This window comes from Nocardioides palaemonis, assembly GCF_018275325.1.
GTDB classification, from domain to species: domain Bacteria; phylum Actinomycetota; class Actinomycetes; order Propionibacteriales; family Nocardioidaceae; genus Nocardioides; species Nocardioides palaemonis.
The window spans coordinates 1,113,258-1,127,609 of sequence record NZ_JAGVQR010000001.1 but is presented as its reverse complement, the minus strand read 5'-3'; the positions used below and the strand labels follow the sequence as shown (position 1 = coordinate 1,127,609).

14 protein-coding genes are annotated in these 14,352 nt (G+C 73.2%); 5 read left to right on the top strand and 9 right to left on the bottom strand.

What is annotated here, in order from left to right; translation table 11 throughout:
* Window positions 1–37: 37 nt before the first annotated feature.
* Window positions 38–220 carry a hypothetical protein gene (locus KDN32_RS05510; protein WP_211731063.1) on the bottom strand — a complete coding sequence of 61 codons (183 nt, stop codon included), beginning with the start codon at window positions 218–220 and terminating at the stop codon, window positions 38–40.
* 123 nt (window positions 221–343) lie between these two features.
* On the opposite strand from KDN32_RS05510, the gene KDN32_RS05505 reads away from it, so the two are divergent.
* The 3 genes from KDN32_RS05505 to KDN32_RS05495 all read left to right on the top strand — a co-directional run bounded on the left by KDN32_RS05505 (window position 344) and on the right by KDN32_RS05495 (window position 2,749).
* Entirely contained in the window at window positions 344–940 is a 597-nt protein-coding gene (locus KDN32_RS05505; protein WP_211731062.1) for a TetR/AcrR family transcriptional regulator, read from the top strand.
* A gap of 90 nt (window positions 941–1,030) precedes the next feature.
* Window positions 1,031–2,245, top strand: a complete 1,215-nt coding sequence (locus tag KDN32_RS05500; RefSeq protein ID WP_211731061.1) for an acetyl-CoA C-acetyltransferase — start codon at window positions 1,031–1,033, stop codon at window positions 2,243–2,245.
* A 15-nt stretch (window positions 2,246–2,260) separates the two neighbouring features.
* Window positions 2,261–2,749 (top strand): MarR family winged helix-turn-helix transcriptional regulator, encoded by a 489-nt coding sequence (locus KDN32_RS05495; protein WP_211731060.1) that lies wholly within the window; start codon window positions 2,261–2,263, stop codon window positions 2,747–2,749.
* A 132-nt stretch (window positions 2,750–2,881) separates the two neighbouring features.
* Here KDN32_RS05495 and ettA read toward each other — a convergent pair whose 3' ends face one another.
* The 5 genes from ettA to KDN32_RS05470 all read right to left on the bottom strand — a co-directional run bounded on the left by ettA (window position 2,882) and on the right by KDN32_RS05470 (window position 9,751).
* Window positions 2,882–4,564 (bottom strand): energy-dependent translational throttle protein EttA, encoded by a 1,683-nt coding sequence (gene ettA, locus KDN32_RS05490; protein WP_211731059.1) that lies wholly within the window; start codon window positions 4,562–4,564, stop codon window positions 2,882–2,884.
* A gap of 44 nt (window positions 4,565–4,608) precedes the next feature.
* Window positions 4,609–5,007 carry a single-stranded DNA-binding protein gene (locus tag KDN32_RS05485; RefSeq protein WP_211731058.1) on the bottom strand — a complete coding sequence of 133 codons (399 nt, stop codon included), beginning with the start codon at window positions 5,005–5,007 and terminating at the stop codon, window positions 4,609–4,611.
* Between the two features lie 143 nt (window positions 5,008–5,150).
* Entirely contained in the window at window positions 5,151–6,806 is a 1,656-nt protein-coding gene (locus KDN32_RS05480) for a YfjP family GTPase (RefSeq protein WP_211731057.1), read from the bottom strand.
* Between the two features lie 42 nt (window positions 6,807–6,848).
* Window positions 6,849–8,636 (bottom strand): dynamin family protein, encoded by a 1,788-nt coding sequence (locus KDN32_RS05475; protein WP_249216364.1) that lies wholly within the window; start codon window positions 8,634–8,636, stop codon window positions 6,849–6,851.
* Window positions 8,633–9,751, bottom strand: coding sequence for a PrsW family intramembrane metalloprotease (locus KDN32_RS05470; protein WP_211731056.1), 1,119 nt, complete (start codon window positions 9,749–9,751; stop codon window positions 8,633–8,635). The genes KDN32_RS05475 and KDN32_RS05470 overlap by 4 nt, the downstream gene beginning before the upstream one ends.
* Window positions 9,752–9,819: 68 nt before the next feature.
* On the opposite strand from KDN32_RS05470, the gene KDN32_RS05465 reads away from it, so the two are divergent.
* Both KDN32_RS05465 and rlmC read left to right on the top strand, forming a co-directional pair.
* Window positions 9,820–11,238 (top strand): aminopeptidase P family protein, encoded by a 1,419-nt coding sequence (locus KDN32_RS05465; protein ID WP_307853745.1) that lies wholly within the window; start codon window positions 9,820–9,822, stop codon window positions 11,236–11,238.
* Window positions 11,231–12,394, top strand: a complete 1,164-nt coding sequence (gene rlmC, locus KDN32_RS05460) for a 23S rRNA (uracil(747)-C(5))-methyltransferase RlmC (RefSeq protein ID WP_307853744.1) — start codon at window positions 11,231–11,233, stop codon at window positions 12,392–12,394. Before KDN32_RS05465 ends, rlmC begins: the two co-directional genes overlap by 8 nt.
* Before the next feature lie 13 nt (window positions 12,395–12,407).
* On the opposite strand, the gene KDN32_RS05455 is transcribed toward rlmC, so the two are convergent.
* The 3 genes from KDN32_RS05455 to KDN32_RS05445 are packed head-to-tail and all read right to left on the bottom strand — an operon-like array spanning window position 12,408 to window position 14,348.
* Complete coding sequence (locus tag KDN32_RS05455) at window positions 12,408–13,034, bottom strand: hypothetical protein (RefSeq protein ID WP_211731055.1); 627 nt, start codon at window positions 13,032–13,034, stop codon at window positions 12,408–12,410.
* A 48-nt stretch (window positions 13,035–13,082) separates the two neighbouring features.
* Window positions 13,083–13,700 (bottom strand): hypothetical protein, encoded by a 618-nt coding sequence (locus KDN32_RS05450; RefSeq protein ID WP_211731054.1) that lies wholly within the window; start codon window positions 13,698–13,700, stop codon window positions 13,083–13,085.
* 42 nt (window positions 13,701–13,742) lie between these two features.
* Entirely contained in the window at window positions 13,743–14,348 is a 606-nt protein-coding gene (locus tag KDN32_RS05445) for a hypothetical protein (RefSeq protein ID WP_211731053.1), read from the bottom strand.
* Window positions 14,349–14,352: the final 4 nt, after the last annotated feature.

The window sequence follows — 14,352 nt, the reverse complement described above, 5'->3', positions numbered from 1 at the left end:
GCGGGCGGTGGACACGGGTCCACCGGCCGGCCGTGGATCAGTGGGCGAAGTGCAGCCGGCCGTAGTAGGCCGGGATGGACTCGCGGCGGGACTGGCGGTCCTCGCGGGTGACGCGGAGCGTGGCGGGAAGGACGACCGCGGCCATCGCGATGGCGGCCACGGCGGCGATGCCGACGACGACGAGGAGGGTGATGGCTGCGGCGGGGTCGATGAGCTGCATGATCGGTTCCTTTCTACGGATGTAGTTACTACGTATGTAGAACGATACTCTTCTACGCCTGTAGTGCAAGTCCCGGCGGTAGTGTCCTGCGCCACGACCTGCCCACCCCGTCCCGAGGAGCCGATGAGTCCCGCCCACGAACGGCTGACGCCACGTCGCCGCGAGATCCTGGCCGCGGCCACGACCGTGCTGGCCCGGCAGGGCAACCGCGGGCTGACGCACCGCGCGGTGGACCGCGAGGCCGGGCTCCCCGAGGGCAGCTCGTCGTCGTACTTCCGCACCCGCGAGGCGCTCGTCAACGCCCTGGGCGACTTCGTCGCCGACCGGCTCGCCGCGGACGTCGAGGCGCTGGGCGCCCGGCTCGCGTCCTGCCCGGGCGAGCACGAGCGTGCGGTGGCCGAGGTCTCCCAGCTGTTCTCCCGGTGGCTGGACCAGCCCGACCTGCTCGCCGCGCGCCTCGAGCTGAGCGTCGCCGCGATCCGCGACCCCGGGCTGGCCGAGCGGTTCGCGGAGTGGCGCGCCGACCTGGTCCGCACCGTGGACGCCGTGATGGCCGAGGCCGGCAAGGCGGGCACGGCGTCCGCCGAGACCCTGGTGGCCGCGCTCGACGGAGTGCTCCTGGCCTCGCTCCTGCAGCCGGCGTCGCACCGGCGGGCGTTCGTCGACGACAGCGTCGAGCAGCTGCTCGCAGCCTTCGGCGGCGAGACCCCCGAGGCGTGACGTCGGCCACACCGGGCCGCGTTCCTCGCGCTCGCCGCGCGGACTAGGGTGCCGGGAGACCGAGCAACCGACCAGTAACCGGAGTTCTCCATGCCCGAGGCAGTGATCGTTTCCGCAGCGCGCTCCCCCATCGGCCGCGCCAACAAGGGCTCGCTGAAGGACTTCCGCCCCGACGACCTGACCGCCCTGGTCGTGCAGGCCGCGCTCGACAAGATCCCCGCCCTCGACCCCACCACGATCGAGGACCTGCTCCTCGGCTGCGGCCTCCCGGGCGGCGAGTCCGGCAACAACATGGCGCGCGTGGTGACGACGCTGATGGGCCTCGAGGTCCCCGGTGCCACCGTGACGCGCTACTGCTCGTCGTCGGTGCAGACCACGCGCATGGCGTTCCACGCGATCAAGGCCGGCGAGGGCGACGTGTTCGTCTCCGCCGGCGTCGAGACGGTCTCCCGCTTCGCCAAGGGCACCTCCGACCACCTCCCCGGCACCCGCAACCCGCTCTTCGAGGCGGCGGGCGCCCGCACCGACGAGCTCGCCCAGGGCGGCCAGGACTGGCACGACCCCCGCGAGGACGGCCAGCTGCCCGACATCTACATCGCCATGGGCCAGACCGCCGAGAACGTCGCCCGGCTGCGCGGGCTGGACCGCAAGGAGCTCGACGAGTTCGCCGTCCGCTCGCAGAACCTCGCCGAGAAGGCCATCGCCGACGGGTTCTGGGAGCGCGAGATCACCCCGGTCACCACCCCCGACGGCACCGTCGTGACCAAGGACGACGGCCCGCGCGCGGGCGTGACGTACGACGCCATCGCCGGCCTCGACCCGGTCTTCCGCCCCGACGGCGTCGTCACCGCCGGCAACTGCTGCGCGCTCAACGACGGCGCAGCTGCGGTGGTGGTCATGTCCGACACCCGCGCCGCCGAGCTCGGCCTCACGCCGCTCGCCCGCATCGTCTCCACCGGCGTCTCGGGCCTGTCGCCGGAGATCATGGGCCTCGGCCCGGTCGAGGCGACCCGCAACGCGCTGAAGCACGCCGGCATGAGCATCGACGACATCGACCTCGTCGAGATCAACGAGGCCTTCGCCGCGCAGGTGGTGCCGTCCTACCAGGACCTCGGCATCGACCTCGACCGGCTCAACGTCAACGGCGGCGCGATCGCCGTCGGCCACCCCTTCGGCATGACCGGCGCCCGCCTGCAGAACACGATGCTCAACAGCCTCGACTGGCACGACAAGTCCACCGGCCTCATCACGATGTGCGTCGGCGGCGGCCAGGGCATGGCGCTGATCCTCGAGCGGATGTCCTGACACTAGGCTCTCCCCATGACCACTGAGGGGGAGGCGCGCTGGCTCGACAACGGTCAGCAGCGCTCGTGGCGCGCGCTGATGATGGGGATGACGCTCCTGATGGAGCGCCTCGACGACGACCTGAGCCGCGAGTTCGGGATGTCGCTGACCGAGTACGAGGTCCTCGTCCGGCTCTCCGAGCGTCCCGGGCGGGCGATGCGGATGGCCCAGCTGGCCGACGCGATGGCCCACTCGCGCAGCCGGGTGACCCACACCGTCGCCCGGATGGAGGGCGCCGGCTACGTCACCCGCGGCACCACCCCGGAGGACGGACGCGGGGTCGTCGCGACGATGACCGAGGCCGGCTACGACCTGCTGGTCCGTGCCGCGCCCTGCCACGTCGAGAGCGTGCGGCGCAACGTCGTGGACCTGGTGCCGGCCGAGGACTTCGCGGCGGTCGGCCGGGTCTTCGACGCGGTCGCCGACCACCTCGTCGCCCGGCACCCGGAGTCCGAGATCCGCTGACGGATCGCTGGTCGAGGAGGTCGCGCAGCGACCGTCACGAGACCCGGCTGAGGGGTCTCGTGACGGGACTTCGTCCCTCCTCGACCAACGGCCGGACCGGACTTCGTCCCTCCTCGACCAGCGAGGCGCTGGTCAGTCGCGGGTCAGGCGGCGGTGCGTGACGCGGTGCGGGCGGGCGGCCTCGATGCCGAGCCGCTCGATCTTGTTCTCCTCGTAGGACGCGAAGTTGCCCTCGAACCAGAACCACTTGGCGGGGTCCTCCTCGTCGCCCTCCCACGCCAGGATGTGGGTCGCGACGCGGTCGAGGAACCACCGGTCGTGGGAGGTGACCACGGCACAGCCCGGGAAGTCGAGCAGCGCGTCCTCCAGCGAGGACAGGGTCTCGACGTCGAGGTCGTTGGTGGGCTCGTCGAGGAGCAGCAGGTTGCCGCCCATCTTCAGCGTCAGCGCGAGGTTGAGGCGGTTGCGCTCACCGCCGGACAGCACGCCGGCCTTCTTCTGCTGGTCGGGACCCTTGAAGCCGAACGAGGCGACGTAGGCGCGGCTGTTCATCTCGAAGTTGGCGACCTTGATGAAGTCCAGGCCGTCGGAGACGACCTCCCAGACGTTCTTCTCCGGGTCGATGCCGCCGCGGCTCTGGTCGACGTAGGACAGCTTGACCGTCTGGCCGACCGTGAGCGTGCCGTCGTCCGGCTCCTCCGACCCGGTGATCATCCGGAAGAGCGTGGTCTTGCCGACGCCGTTGGGACCGATCACGCCGACGATGCCGGCGCGGGGCAGCTTGAAGGACAGGTCGTGCATGAGGGTGCGGCCCTCGAAGCCCTTGGTCAGGTCGTCGGCCTCGAGCACGATGTCGCCGAGACGGGGGCCCGCCGGGATGTTGATCTCCGAGGTGTCGATCTTGCGCATCCGGTCGGCCTCGGCCGCCATCTCCTCGTAGCGCGCCAGACGCGACTTGCTCTTGGCCTGGCGGGCCTTGGGGTTGGAGCGCACCCACTCCAGCTCCTTCTCGAGCATCTTGGCGCGCTTGGCGTCCTTCTGCCCCTCGACCTTGAGCCGGTCCTTCTTGGTCTCGAGGTAGGTGGAGTAGTTGCCCTCGTAGGGGTGCGCCTTGCCGCGGTCGAGCTCGAGGATCCACTGCGCGACGTTGTCGAGGAAGTACCGGTCGTGGGTGACGGCCAGGACGGCGCCGGGGTAGGACGCGAGGTGGCCCTCGAGCCACTGGACCGACTCGGCGTCGAGGTGGTTGGTGGGCTCGTCGAGGAGCAGCAGGTCGGGCTGCTGGAGCAGCAGCTTGCACAGCGCCACGCGGCGGCGCTCACCACCGGAGAGGTTGTCGACGATCGCGTCCGGCGGCGGGCAGCGCAGCGCGTCCATGGCCTGGTCGAGGCGGCTGTCGAGGTCCCAGGCACCGGCGTTGTCGAGCTCGGTCTGGAGGTCGCCGGTCTCGGCCATGAGGGCGTCCTGGTCGGCGTCGGGGTCGCCCATCTCCATGTAGGCGTCCTCGAGGCGCTTCATCTTCGCCTTCAGGTCGCCGACCGCCTCCTCGACGTTCTCCAGGACGGTCTTGCCCTCGGTGAGCGGCGGCTCCTGCTGGAGCATGCCGACCGTGGCCTCGGGGTCGAGGATCGCGTCGCCGTTGTTGGCGTGGTCGAGCTGCGCCATGATCTTGAGCAGCGAGGACTTGCCCGTGCCGTTGGGTCCGACGACGCCGATCTTGGCGCCGTGGAGGAACGAGAGGGTGACGTTGTCGAGGACGACCTTGTCACCGTGGGCCTTGCGCACGTTGCGCAGCGTGAAGACGTACTCAGCCATGCGGGCGAGCCTACGGTGCGGCGCGCCCGCACCGACAATCGCACCTAGGCAGCCCGCGGCTCGCCCGCCGCCTGCGGCTCCGCCTCGACCCGCTCCGGTCGCACCAGGCTCGTCGTGCCCTGCGTCAGGTCGTGGCCGACGGCGCTGGCGACCACCTCGAAGGAGGTCCGCGGCGTGCCGTCGCGCTCCCACACGTCGGCCACGAGCCGACCGTGGACGATGACCGGCTCGCCGCGGCGGACCGACGCGGCGACGTGGCGGGCGAGCCGGTTCCAGACCTTGACGGTGTGCCACGACGTGGTGCCGCGGACCCACGCGCCGTCACGCAGCAGCGACGGCGTGCAGGCGACGCGGAACGACGCCACGCAGCGACCCTCGGACAGCTCGTGCAGGTGGACGTCCCCGCCGACCAGTCCGGTCAGGGTGACCTCGGGCTCGTACATGTGCAGTCTCCTCTCCTCGGCGACGGCCGGACCGCCGCGACGAGACAAGGCTGGACGGGATCGCCGACAGGAGCCGACCGACGGGCGGTCGACCTGTGGACGGGTCGTCCTGGGCCGCGCCTGTGGACGGATCGCGGTCCGCGTCAGCGCAGCGCGGCGGCCAGCGCCTCGCGCACCTCGGCGTAGGAGGCGAGCTCGGCCCGCACCGGCGCGACCACCACCTCGTCGGAGACGGCCGAGATCGCGTCGCGCAGCCGCTTGTCGGCGGCGCGGGCCCGCGAGCGGGCGGTCAGCGCGACCAGCCAGCGGCACACCAGGGCGAGCAGCAGGCCGAGCACGATGCCGCCGACCAGCAGCAGCGTCGGCAGCGGGAAGGCCCCGACGTCGGGTGTCGGCGGCTCGGGCAGGCGGGCGTAGGACCCCAGGGAGAGCATGGCCAGCCAGCCGGCTCCCACGATCGCGGAGACGATCAGGACGTACTGCAGGACCCGCACGAGCCCGGCCCAGACCGGGATCCGGTCGGCGCCGAGGTCGGTCGTCGCGACCGCACGGTCGAGGCGGTCGGTGAGGTCGGGCAGGCGCGAGACGGAGGCCGCACGCACGGCGTTGGCCCACGACGGTGCCATCCCCTCGCCGACCTGGTCGGCCAGGGCCCGCACCTCGGTGTCGACCCGGGCGCGCTGGACGCCGGTCGCCTTCGGCACCGACGTGCGCGCGGCGCCGGTGAGCTCCTTGCCGGCGGACCCGAGGTCGAGGTGGAGGCGCTTCAGCGGGTCGGGCTTGAGCCGCGAGAACCACGCGGTCACGGGCCAGCCGGTCGCGCGGTTGGCCCGCAGGCGGGTGGAGTCGGCGACCGCGCGGACGACCGTCGGCACCCCGGCGGCCTCGCTGAGCGCGTCGTCGAGCGCGGCGACGCGCTCCGCGGACAGCTTCGGCGGCGTGCCGGTGCCGACGGCCTCCTGGAGCCGTTCGGCCGCGGTGCGGACGTCGGCCTCGAGGCGCGAGCGGGTGACCTTCTTCTCCGCCACCCGCTTGACGATCATCGCGCGGAGCTCGTCGACGCCCCAGCCGTTGCGCGCGCTCACCGGCACGACCGGCACGCCGGCGAGGCCGTCGGCCTCCAGCAGCCGGCGTACGTCCTCGACCATGGTCGGGCGGCGGTCCTCCGGGACGGTGTCGATGTGGTTGAGCACCACCAGCATCACGTCGCGGTGCCCGGCGAGGGGCTTGAGGAAGCGGTCGTGGATCGCGGCGTCGGCGTACTTCTGCGGGTCGAGCACCCAGACCATCAGGTCGGCGAGCTGGACCAGCCGCTCGACCTCGAGGTGGTGCGAGACCTCGGTGGAGTCGTGGTCGGGCAGGTCGAGCAGGACCACGCCCCGCATCTCGGCGTCCTCGTCGGCCTTGGACAGCATGGAGTCGCGGGTGACCTGGTGGCGGGCGGGGATGCCGAGCCACTCCAGCAGCTCCTCGGCGCCCTCCTTGCCCCACACGCAGGCGGTGGCCCAGGAGGTCGTGGGGCGGCGGACGCCGACCGCGGACAGCTCGAGCTGGGTGAGGGCGTTGAAGGTGGAGGACTTGCCGGACCCGGTCGCTCCGGCCAGGGCGACCACCGTGTGGTCGGCGGAGAGTCGCAGCCGGCTGGCGGCGCGGTCGGCCACCGCCTGTGCCTCGTCGACGACCGCGTCGTCGACGCGACCGCGTGCCGCGGCGGCGGCGCGCTCGAGGCCCTCGACGCGGGCACCGACGTCCGAGCTCCTGGTGACCAGCTTCTTGGCCCCTTCGAGCAACGACGTCATGACTCCCTCACTGCACCCGGCGGACTTTGCTTTCCCTCAACCCTAGGGGGCGTCGCCGCCCGTGTCCGAACCCGAGGGGGTGTGGGTTGCGGCATAGCGCAGGTCGTCGACCTTGCGGGCCGCCGACCGCATCCGCTCCGGCGCCTCCGGCTGCACCTCCAGGCTGTCGAGGAGGTCGGTGTAGCGACGGCGCTCGGCGTCGAGCAGGTCGGTCACCGATGCCTCCAGCTGCTGCCGCGCCCGCTCGGCCAGCGAGCGCACCGCCTGGTCGCCGAACACGGCCTCCAGCAGCTTCTGGCCGAGCACCGCCGAGCCGCCGGCGATGCCCGCCTCGGCGCCGGTGACGCCGGCGGTGTGGGCGAACACGACCACCATCAGCGCGACGGACAGCCCGTTGACGCCGAAGGCGAGGAATCGCGCGGTCGACCGCTTGTCCGCACCCTCGGTGCGGACCATCTCCAGCACGTCGCCCTGCCAGTCGCGCACGGCGCGCTCGGCCCGGCGGCGGAAGTCGCGCGACGCGCGGCCGAGGTCCTCCCCCGCGTCGGCGAGCAGCGCCTGACCGGCGGCGGTCGAGCGCCACGACGCCTCGGCCCGCTCGGCGGCCGCCTCGGCGTGCTCGAGGACCAGCGTCTCGAGCCCCGACTCCACGGCGACCGTCACGCGCTCGGCCTGCTGCGGCTTGCCCTTGACCGCGTTGACGACCCGGTCGCGGATCCACCCGACGCGGGTCTCCAGCGACCGGAGCAGCTCGCCGGTGCCGACGAACTCCTGCCATCGGGCGAGCACCTCGCCGCGCAGCAGCGTGCCGTCCGCGGACGCCTCGGTGATCGCTGACACCGCACGGTCGTAGGCCTCGTTGGCGTCCTCGCGCAGGCGGCGCACTGCGTCGGTCTGCTCCGTCGCGGCGTCCGCGACCGAGTGCGTACGCCGTGCGAGCGTGCGCACGGCGCCGTCGAGGGTCTGCTGCACGACCGCGGAGCGCGCCTCCTGGTCGTCGGCGAGCGCCTGGAGCCAGGACCGGATCTCGGCGACGTCGGACGACGGCAGCAGGCCCATGTCGGAGACCTGGCCCTCGTGCACGGTGAACAGCGGCGAGTCCTTGAGCCCGCGGCTGGCCAACATCCGCGCGAGGTGGGCGGCGACGGTGTCGACGGCCTCGGGAGGGGTCCGGTCGAGCACGATCGCGACCGCGGCGGAACGCTCGGCCGCCTTGCGCAGGAACTCCCACGGGACCTGGTCGGCGTAGCGCGCCGCGGAGGTCACGAAGAGCCACAGGTCGGCAGCGGCGAGGAGCTGGGCGGCGAGCACCCTGTTGCGCTCCTCCACCGAGTCGATGTCCGGGGCGTCGAGGATCGCGAGCCCGGGCGTCATCGCCGGGGACGCGACCAGCTGGAGCGCCTCCGGGTCGTTGGTCTGCCGGTCGACCCGCTCGAGCTCGGGGAGCAGCCGGTCCTGGCCGAACCACTTCGCGTCGTCGGGGTGGTGGACCAGGACGGGCGAGCGCGTGGTCGGGCGCAGCACGCCCGGGATGGTGACGCGGGTGCCGACGAGCGAGTTGACCAGGGTGGACTTGCCCGCGCCGGTCGAGCCGCCGACGACGGCCAGCAGCGGGGCGTCGAGGGTCATCAGGCGCGGGATGACGTAGTCCTCGAGCTGGTCGACCATCTCCGTGCGGGCAGCGCGCTGCTCCTCCGCGCCGGGCAGGTCGAGCGGCAGCCGGGCGTCCTGGAGCGACCCGCGCAGCCGCACCAGCGCGGTCACCATCGCGGTGGTGGTGTCGGGCACCCGCCGCGCGGTGGGCACCTGGTCCGGGTCGTTCTCGGTCATCGCGTCGGTACCACCTGTCCGGGGAAGGAGATGTAGGGGCGGATGGTCCGCAGCTCCACGACGTGCTCCTGGCCCCGGACGGCGAAGTCGGAGGGGGCCGTGCCGCGGAGGTAGCGGTGGTGGAGGTAGCCGAGCTCGACCGCTGCGGCCTGGTAGGCGCGCATCGCACGCTCGGCCTGGGGGCCGCCCTGGTGCCGTGCCCAGCGCCGGGCGCCGCGCCGGGCGCGCAGGTCGACCAGCCACGGGATGTCGGTGGCCGGCAGCAGGCCGCGGTCGGCGGCGTCCTGCAGCGCGGCGGCGAGCAGTGGGCGCTCGGAGCGGCGCCGGTAGACCGCGAACGCGACGACCGCGACGAACGCCGGCAGCATCAGCGTGCCGTAGACGACGAAGAAGTGGCCGGTGCCGGACAGCGTCGAGGTGTTCCACGCCGAGTGCAGGCCCGCGGCGGCGGCGAAGCCGGCGACCGGCGCGAGCAGGCGCACCCACGTGCGCCGCGAGGCGATCGCCAGGCCGACGCCGATGCCGATGAAGGCGGTGAAGAACGGGTGCGCGAACGGGCTGATCAGGCAGCGCAGGACGAAGGTGACGGTGAGCGCCGTCGTGCCGCCCGGGCCGAGACCGTCGGTCCCGTCGTAGGCGGCCGCGAGGTAGAGGATGTTCTCGGTGAAGGCGAAGCCGATGCCCACCATGCCGGCGTAGACGATGCCGTCGAGCACGCCGTCGAGCTCGTGGCGCCGCCACCACAGCAGGAGCAGCAGGAACGCGCCCTTGGTCGCCTCCTCGGTGACCGGCGCGACCACCGCGAGGCTGTCGCGCTCGCTGGTGCCGCCGGCGATCCCGATGCCCTGGAAGACGAGGGCCGCGGCCGTCGCCACGAACGCACCCCACAGCAGGCCCGCGACGAGCAGGCTCCGGGGCTCCGGCTCGTAGCGGTCGAGCCACATGAAGCAGCCCACGAGGGGCCCCACCGGCACCGCCGCCAGCACGGCCGCGAGCGCCAGCGAGCCGGGTGCGCCGGAGAGCCCGACCACGACGGCCATCGCCAGCCCGCCGAGCAGCACGAGCGCCCCCACCAGGATGGTGAAGGCGACACTGTCGCGGCGGGCCCGGTGCATGGCCCGACCCTAACGGAGCAGGGCCGACGCCCCCGCGATCGGCGCACCCGTCGGCGTACAGTGACCGCGTGAGCGAGCCGACTGCCGAGACCCCTGCCGAGACCGCCGCCGGAGCCACCGCGGCCGACACGGCGGGCGCCGAGCCCAAGACCGAGTCCCACGACCCCGCCGTCCCCGCTGCGTACGCCGCGTTCATGCGCGAGGGCTGGGGCAACCGCGACCTCGACCTGCCCCGCCACCCGGTCGCCGACTGGGCGGCCGCTCGCCGCGCGCGGCTCGCCGAGGCGTTCCCGGGCGAGCGCCTGGTGCTGCCCGCCGGCACCTTCAAGGTGCGCTCCAACGACACCGACTACCGGTTCCGGCCGGACACGGCCCACACGTACTTCACCGGCAACCAGACCTCCGACGCCGTGCTGGTCATCGACGACGGCGAGGCGGTGCTCTACGCCCGCCCCCGCTCCGAGCGCGACACCGACGAGTTCTTCCGCGACCGCCAGTACGGCGAGCTGTGGGCCGGGCGCCGCCCGTCGGCCCAGGAGATCTCCGACTCGCTCGGCATCGAGGTGCGCCACGTGAAGGACCTGCCGTCCTTCGACGACGACCGCAAGACCCGCGACCTCACCCGCGACGAGGACCTCGCGCGGGTCGCCGACGAGCTGCGCCTGGTCAAGGACGAGTGGGAGGTCGGCGAGCTCCAGGAGGCGTGCGACATCACCACGCTCGGCTTCGAGGACTCGGTGCGCGAGTGGGACCGGGTGCGCGAGTTCGGCGAGCGCTGGATCGAGGGCACCTTCTTCCGTCGCGCCCGCGCGATGGGCAACGACATCGGCTACGACTCGATCTGCGCGGGCGGCTCGCACGCCACCACGCTGCACTGGATCGACAACACCGGCGCGATCGAGCCCGGCAAGCTGGTCCTGCTCGACATGGGCGTGGAGGGCCACAACCTCTACACCGCCGACGTCACCCGCACCCTGCCGGTCGACGGCCGGTTCACGCCGCTGCAGCGCGAGCTCTACGACCTCGTCCAGCAGGCGCAGCAGGCCGGCATCGACGCCGTGCGCCCGGGCGCGGCGTTCCTCGCCGCCCACAACGCCGCCATGGCCGTGCTGGCCCACGGGCTCGAGGGCATGGGGCTGCTGCCGGTCTCCGCCGACGAGGCGCTCGACCCGGAGTCGAAGGTCTACGCACGCTGGACCCTGCACGGCACGTCGCACATGCTCGGCATGGACGTCCACGACTGTGGTCGCTCGTCGGTCGACATCTACCCCAAGGGCGACCTGGCCGAGGGCATGGTGCTGACGGTCGAGCCGGGGCTCTACTTCCAGGAGGACGACCTGCTCGTCCCCGAGGAGCTGCGCGGCATCGGCATCCGGATCGAGGACGACATCCTCGTCACCGCCGACGGCAACCGGAACCTCTCGGCCTCGCTCCCCCGCACGTCGGCCGACGTCGAGGAGTGGATGGGGTCCCGCATCGGTGGCTGACCCGGCCCCGGGCTCCAGCCTGACGGTCGTCGACGGCGACCTGCGCTGCCACCACTTCGACGCCCACCGGTGCCGCTCGTGCACCCTCCTGCCGGTGCCGCGCACGCGACAGCTCGGTGACAAGGAGGCGCACGCCCGCGCGCTGGTCGACGCACCCGTGTGGCTGCCGACCGTCGCCGGCAGCGACGCCGGCTTCCGCAACAAGGCCAAGATGGTCGTCGGCGGCACCGCCGAGGCACCGACCCTCGGGATCCTCGACCGCGACCTCGTCGGGGTCGACCTGCGCGACTGCGGCCTGCACTCCGCCGGCCTGCGGACCGCGCTCGAGCAGGTGGCGGAGTGGGTCGCGGCGGCCGCGCTGACGCCCTACGACGTACGCGCGCGGGCGGGCGAGCTCAAGCACGTGCTGCTGACCGAGTCGCCCGACGGCGAGCTGATGCTGCGGCTGGTGATGCGGTCGACCGCACTGGAGGCCCGGGTGCGGTCGCGGCTTGCGGCGCTTCTCGAGGCGCTCCCGGCCCTCCGGGTCGTGTCGATCAACGTGCAGCCGGAGCACAAGGCCGTGCTCGAGGGCGAGCGGGAGGTCGTGCTCACCGACGAGGCCACGCTGCCGATGCGTCTGGCCACCGGCGTCACGCTGCGTCTGGGCCCCCGCTCGTTCTTCCAGACCAACACGCTCGTCGCCGAGGCGCTCTACGACCAGGCGCGCGCGTGGGTCGGGACGCTCGACGGCGTCCGGTCCGCGTGGGACCTCTACTGCGGCGTCGGCGGCTTCGCGCTGCACCTCGCGGCGACGGGGCGCGACGTGGTCGGCGTGGAGGTCTCCCCCGAGGCGATCGCGGCGGCGACCGCCACGGCGGCCGACCTCGGCGTACCGGCCCGCTTCGTCGCCGCCGACGCGACGACCTGGGCGCTCGACCAACCGGCTGCGCCGGACCTGGTCGTGGTCAACCCGCCACGGCGCGGGATCGGCGCGGACCTCGCCGGGTGGCTGGAGACCTCAGGCGTGCGGCACGTCGTCTACTCCTCGTGCAACGCCGAGTCACTGGCGCGCGACCTCGCGCTCATGCCGTCGCTGCGACCGGTGGAGGCGCGGGTGCTGGACATGTTCCCGCACACCACCCACTACGAGGTGATGGTGCTGCTGTCGCGCTGACCGGTCGCGTGGGTCAGCCGCGGTGGATCTTCGGTCCGCGGACCTCGAGGATGTCGTCCTCGAAGCCGGTCACGCCGGCCTCGTCCCAGGCGATCACCGCGTCGTCCTCCGTCCCGGAGCCGCCGGGGATCCGGCCGGTGAACCGGGCGACGCCGACGCGGACCCACCGGGGGTCCTCGAGGCACGTCGTGGGGACGGTGATCGCGAGGCGGTCCTGGCCGACCTCGGTGACCAGTCCCCCGCACGTGCGCGAGGACTCACGGTGGCCACGGCTGAGGGCGGTCCAGGTCTGGTCGCCGGAGCGCTGCACCGTGACGCCCCACAGTCGCTGCTGCGAGCGCAGCTGCAGCATCGTCAGGTCGTAGTACGCGTCGCGCAACGACCGGACGTGCACCACCACCCGGAGGGCGTCGTCGCCGTGGTCGACCACGACCCGCGTGATGTCGGTCGTGGCCTCGCCGCTGGCCGGCACGACGACGTCGTGGCTGGCTGCCTCCGACGCCTCCAGGTCGAGGGTGACCACATCGTGGGAGGCGTCGCGGACGACCACCCGCTCCGCGTGGGCCGGGCCCGCGGCAGCGAGCAGGAGCCCGGCGGACAGGAGTGCGCCGAGGAGGCGGGCAGGCAGGTGGAGGAGCACGCGAGGGGTCCGATCTGTGGTGCGGGTGGCGGGCGGGACGGAGCGGGTTCAGCCGCGGTGCACGCGCGGCCCGAGGACGATCGGACCGTCGGCGTAGCCGTCGGTGCCGGCCTCGTCGACGTGGACCGTGCCGGCGTCGCCGGTGGCCGGGTCGTGCACGACGTCGATCCCGACCAGGGCGAGCCCGACCTGCACCCAGGCCGGGTCGCCGATGCACCGGGTCGGCACGCGGAGGACGATCGCGTCCGTGGACCGGTCGAGCGTGGTCCGCAGGCCCGGGCAGGCGGGCGCCGAGCGCCGGCCGTAGAGCTGGGAGACCACCTGGCCGTTGGTGCGCTCGGCCGTCACGGTCCACGTGGTCCGCGGCGTGCGGACCAGCCCGACCACCTGCTGGGAGAAGTACCGGCGCTGCAGGTCACGGACCGACACCGTCACCCGCACCGCCGCGCGGCGGTGGTCGACCACGGTCCGCACGACGTCGACGGTCGTCTCGTCGGGCGCCGGGACGACCAGCTCGGTGTCGGACGGCCCGGCATCGCCGGGGATCTCCACGACGTCACCGGCGACGTCGTCGACCGACACCCGCTCGGCGTGCGCCGGCGCAGCGAGCAGGACGGTCGCGGACAGCAGGACAGGCAGCAGCGTGCGGCCGAGGTGGCGGGTCATCGGGTTCCGGTCTCCAGGGGTTCCGAGGGGTGGGATCGCGGGTCAGCCGCGGTGGATGCGCGGACCAAGGGCGAGGGCCTCGTCGTCGAACGTGTCGCCGTGGGCATCATCGGCGAAGTAGAAGACGGTGCTCGGGTTGTCCGGGTCCGTCCGCGGAGTGGCGGTGACGGTCGCGCCCAACCGCACCCAGCGCGGGTCGCCGATGCACCGGGCCGGCACGGACACGGTCACCACGTCGGCACGGCCGTCGTGGTCGGCCCGGAGTCCACCGCAGGGGGCCGGACCGATCCCGCGGCGCTGGAACCTGGTCGTCGTGGCCCGCGCGGAGCGGCGCTCCGCAGCGGCCAGGAAGCTGCTGCGCGGGGTGCGGACCAGCAACGAGACGGAGTGGCGAGCCCGCACCTCGAGGTCCCTGAAGTGGACCCGGACCCGCAGGCGACGCTCGCCGAAGGAGGCGACCGTCCGCACGACGTCGACCGACGCCTCCTGCGGTGCCGGGACGAACTGGAACTCCTGCTCGGCGACCCATGCCTCGGCGTCTCCGGACAGGTCCTCGGTGACCACGCGCTCGGCGTGGGCCGGCGCACCGAGCAGGACGGTGGCGGACAGCAGGGCGGGCAGCAGCGTGCGGCCGAGGTGGCGGGTCATCGGG

Coding starts and splice junctions, on each gene's coding strand:
- KDN32_RS05450 (WP_211731054.1), bottom strand. CDS start 13,700: ATGACCCGCCACCTCGGCCGCACGCTGCTGCCTGTCCTGCTGTCCGCG.
- KDN32_RS05510 (WP_211731063.1), bottom strand. CDS start 220: ATGCAGCTCATCGACCCCGCCGCAGCCATCACCCTCCTCGTCGTCGTC.
- KDN32_RS05500 (WP_211731061.1), top strand. CDS start 1,031: ATGCCCGAGGCAGTGATCGTTTCCGCAGCGCGCTCCCCCATCGGCCGC.
- KDN32_RS05445 (WP_211731053.1), bottom strand. CDS start 14,348: ATGACCCGCCACCTCGGCCGCACGCTGCTGCCCGCCCTGCTGTCCGCC.
- KDN32_RS05475 (WP_249216364.1), bottom strand. CDS start 8,636: ATGACCGAGAACGACCCGGACCAGGTGCCCACCGCGCGGCGGGTGCCC.
- ettA (WP_211731059.1), bottom strand. CDS start 4,564: ATGGCTGAGTACGTCTTCACGCTGCGCAACGTGCGCAAGGCCCACGGT.
- KDN32_RS05470 (WP_211731056.1), bottom strand. CDS start 9,751: ATGCACCGGGCCCGCCGCGACAGTGTCGCCTTCACCATCCTGGTGGGG.
- KDN32_RS05505 (WP_211731062.1), top strand. CDS start 344: ATGAGTCCCGCCCACGAACGGCTGACGCCACGTCGCCGCGAGATCCTG.
- KDN32_RS05480 (WP_211731057.1), bottom strand. CDS start 6,806: ATGACGTCGTTGCTCGAAGGGGCCAAGAAGCTGGTCACCAGGAGCTCG.
- KDN32_RS05495 (WP_211731060.1), top strand. CDS start 2,261: ATGACCACTGAGGGGGAGGCGCGCTGGCTCGACAACGGTCAGCAGCGC.
- KDN32_RS05485 (WP_211731058.1), bottom strand. CDS start 5,007: ATGTACGAGCCCGAGGTCACCCTGACCGGACTGGTCGGCGGGGACGTC.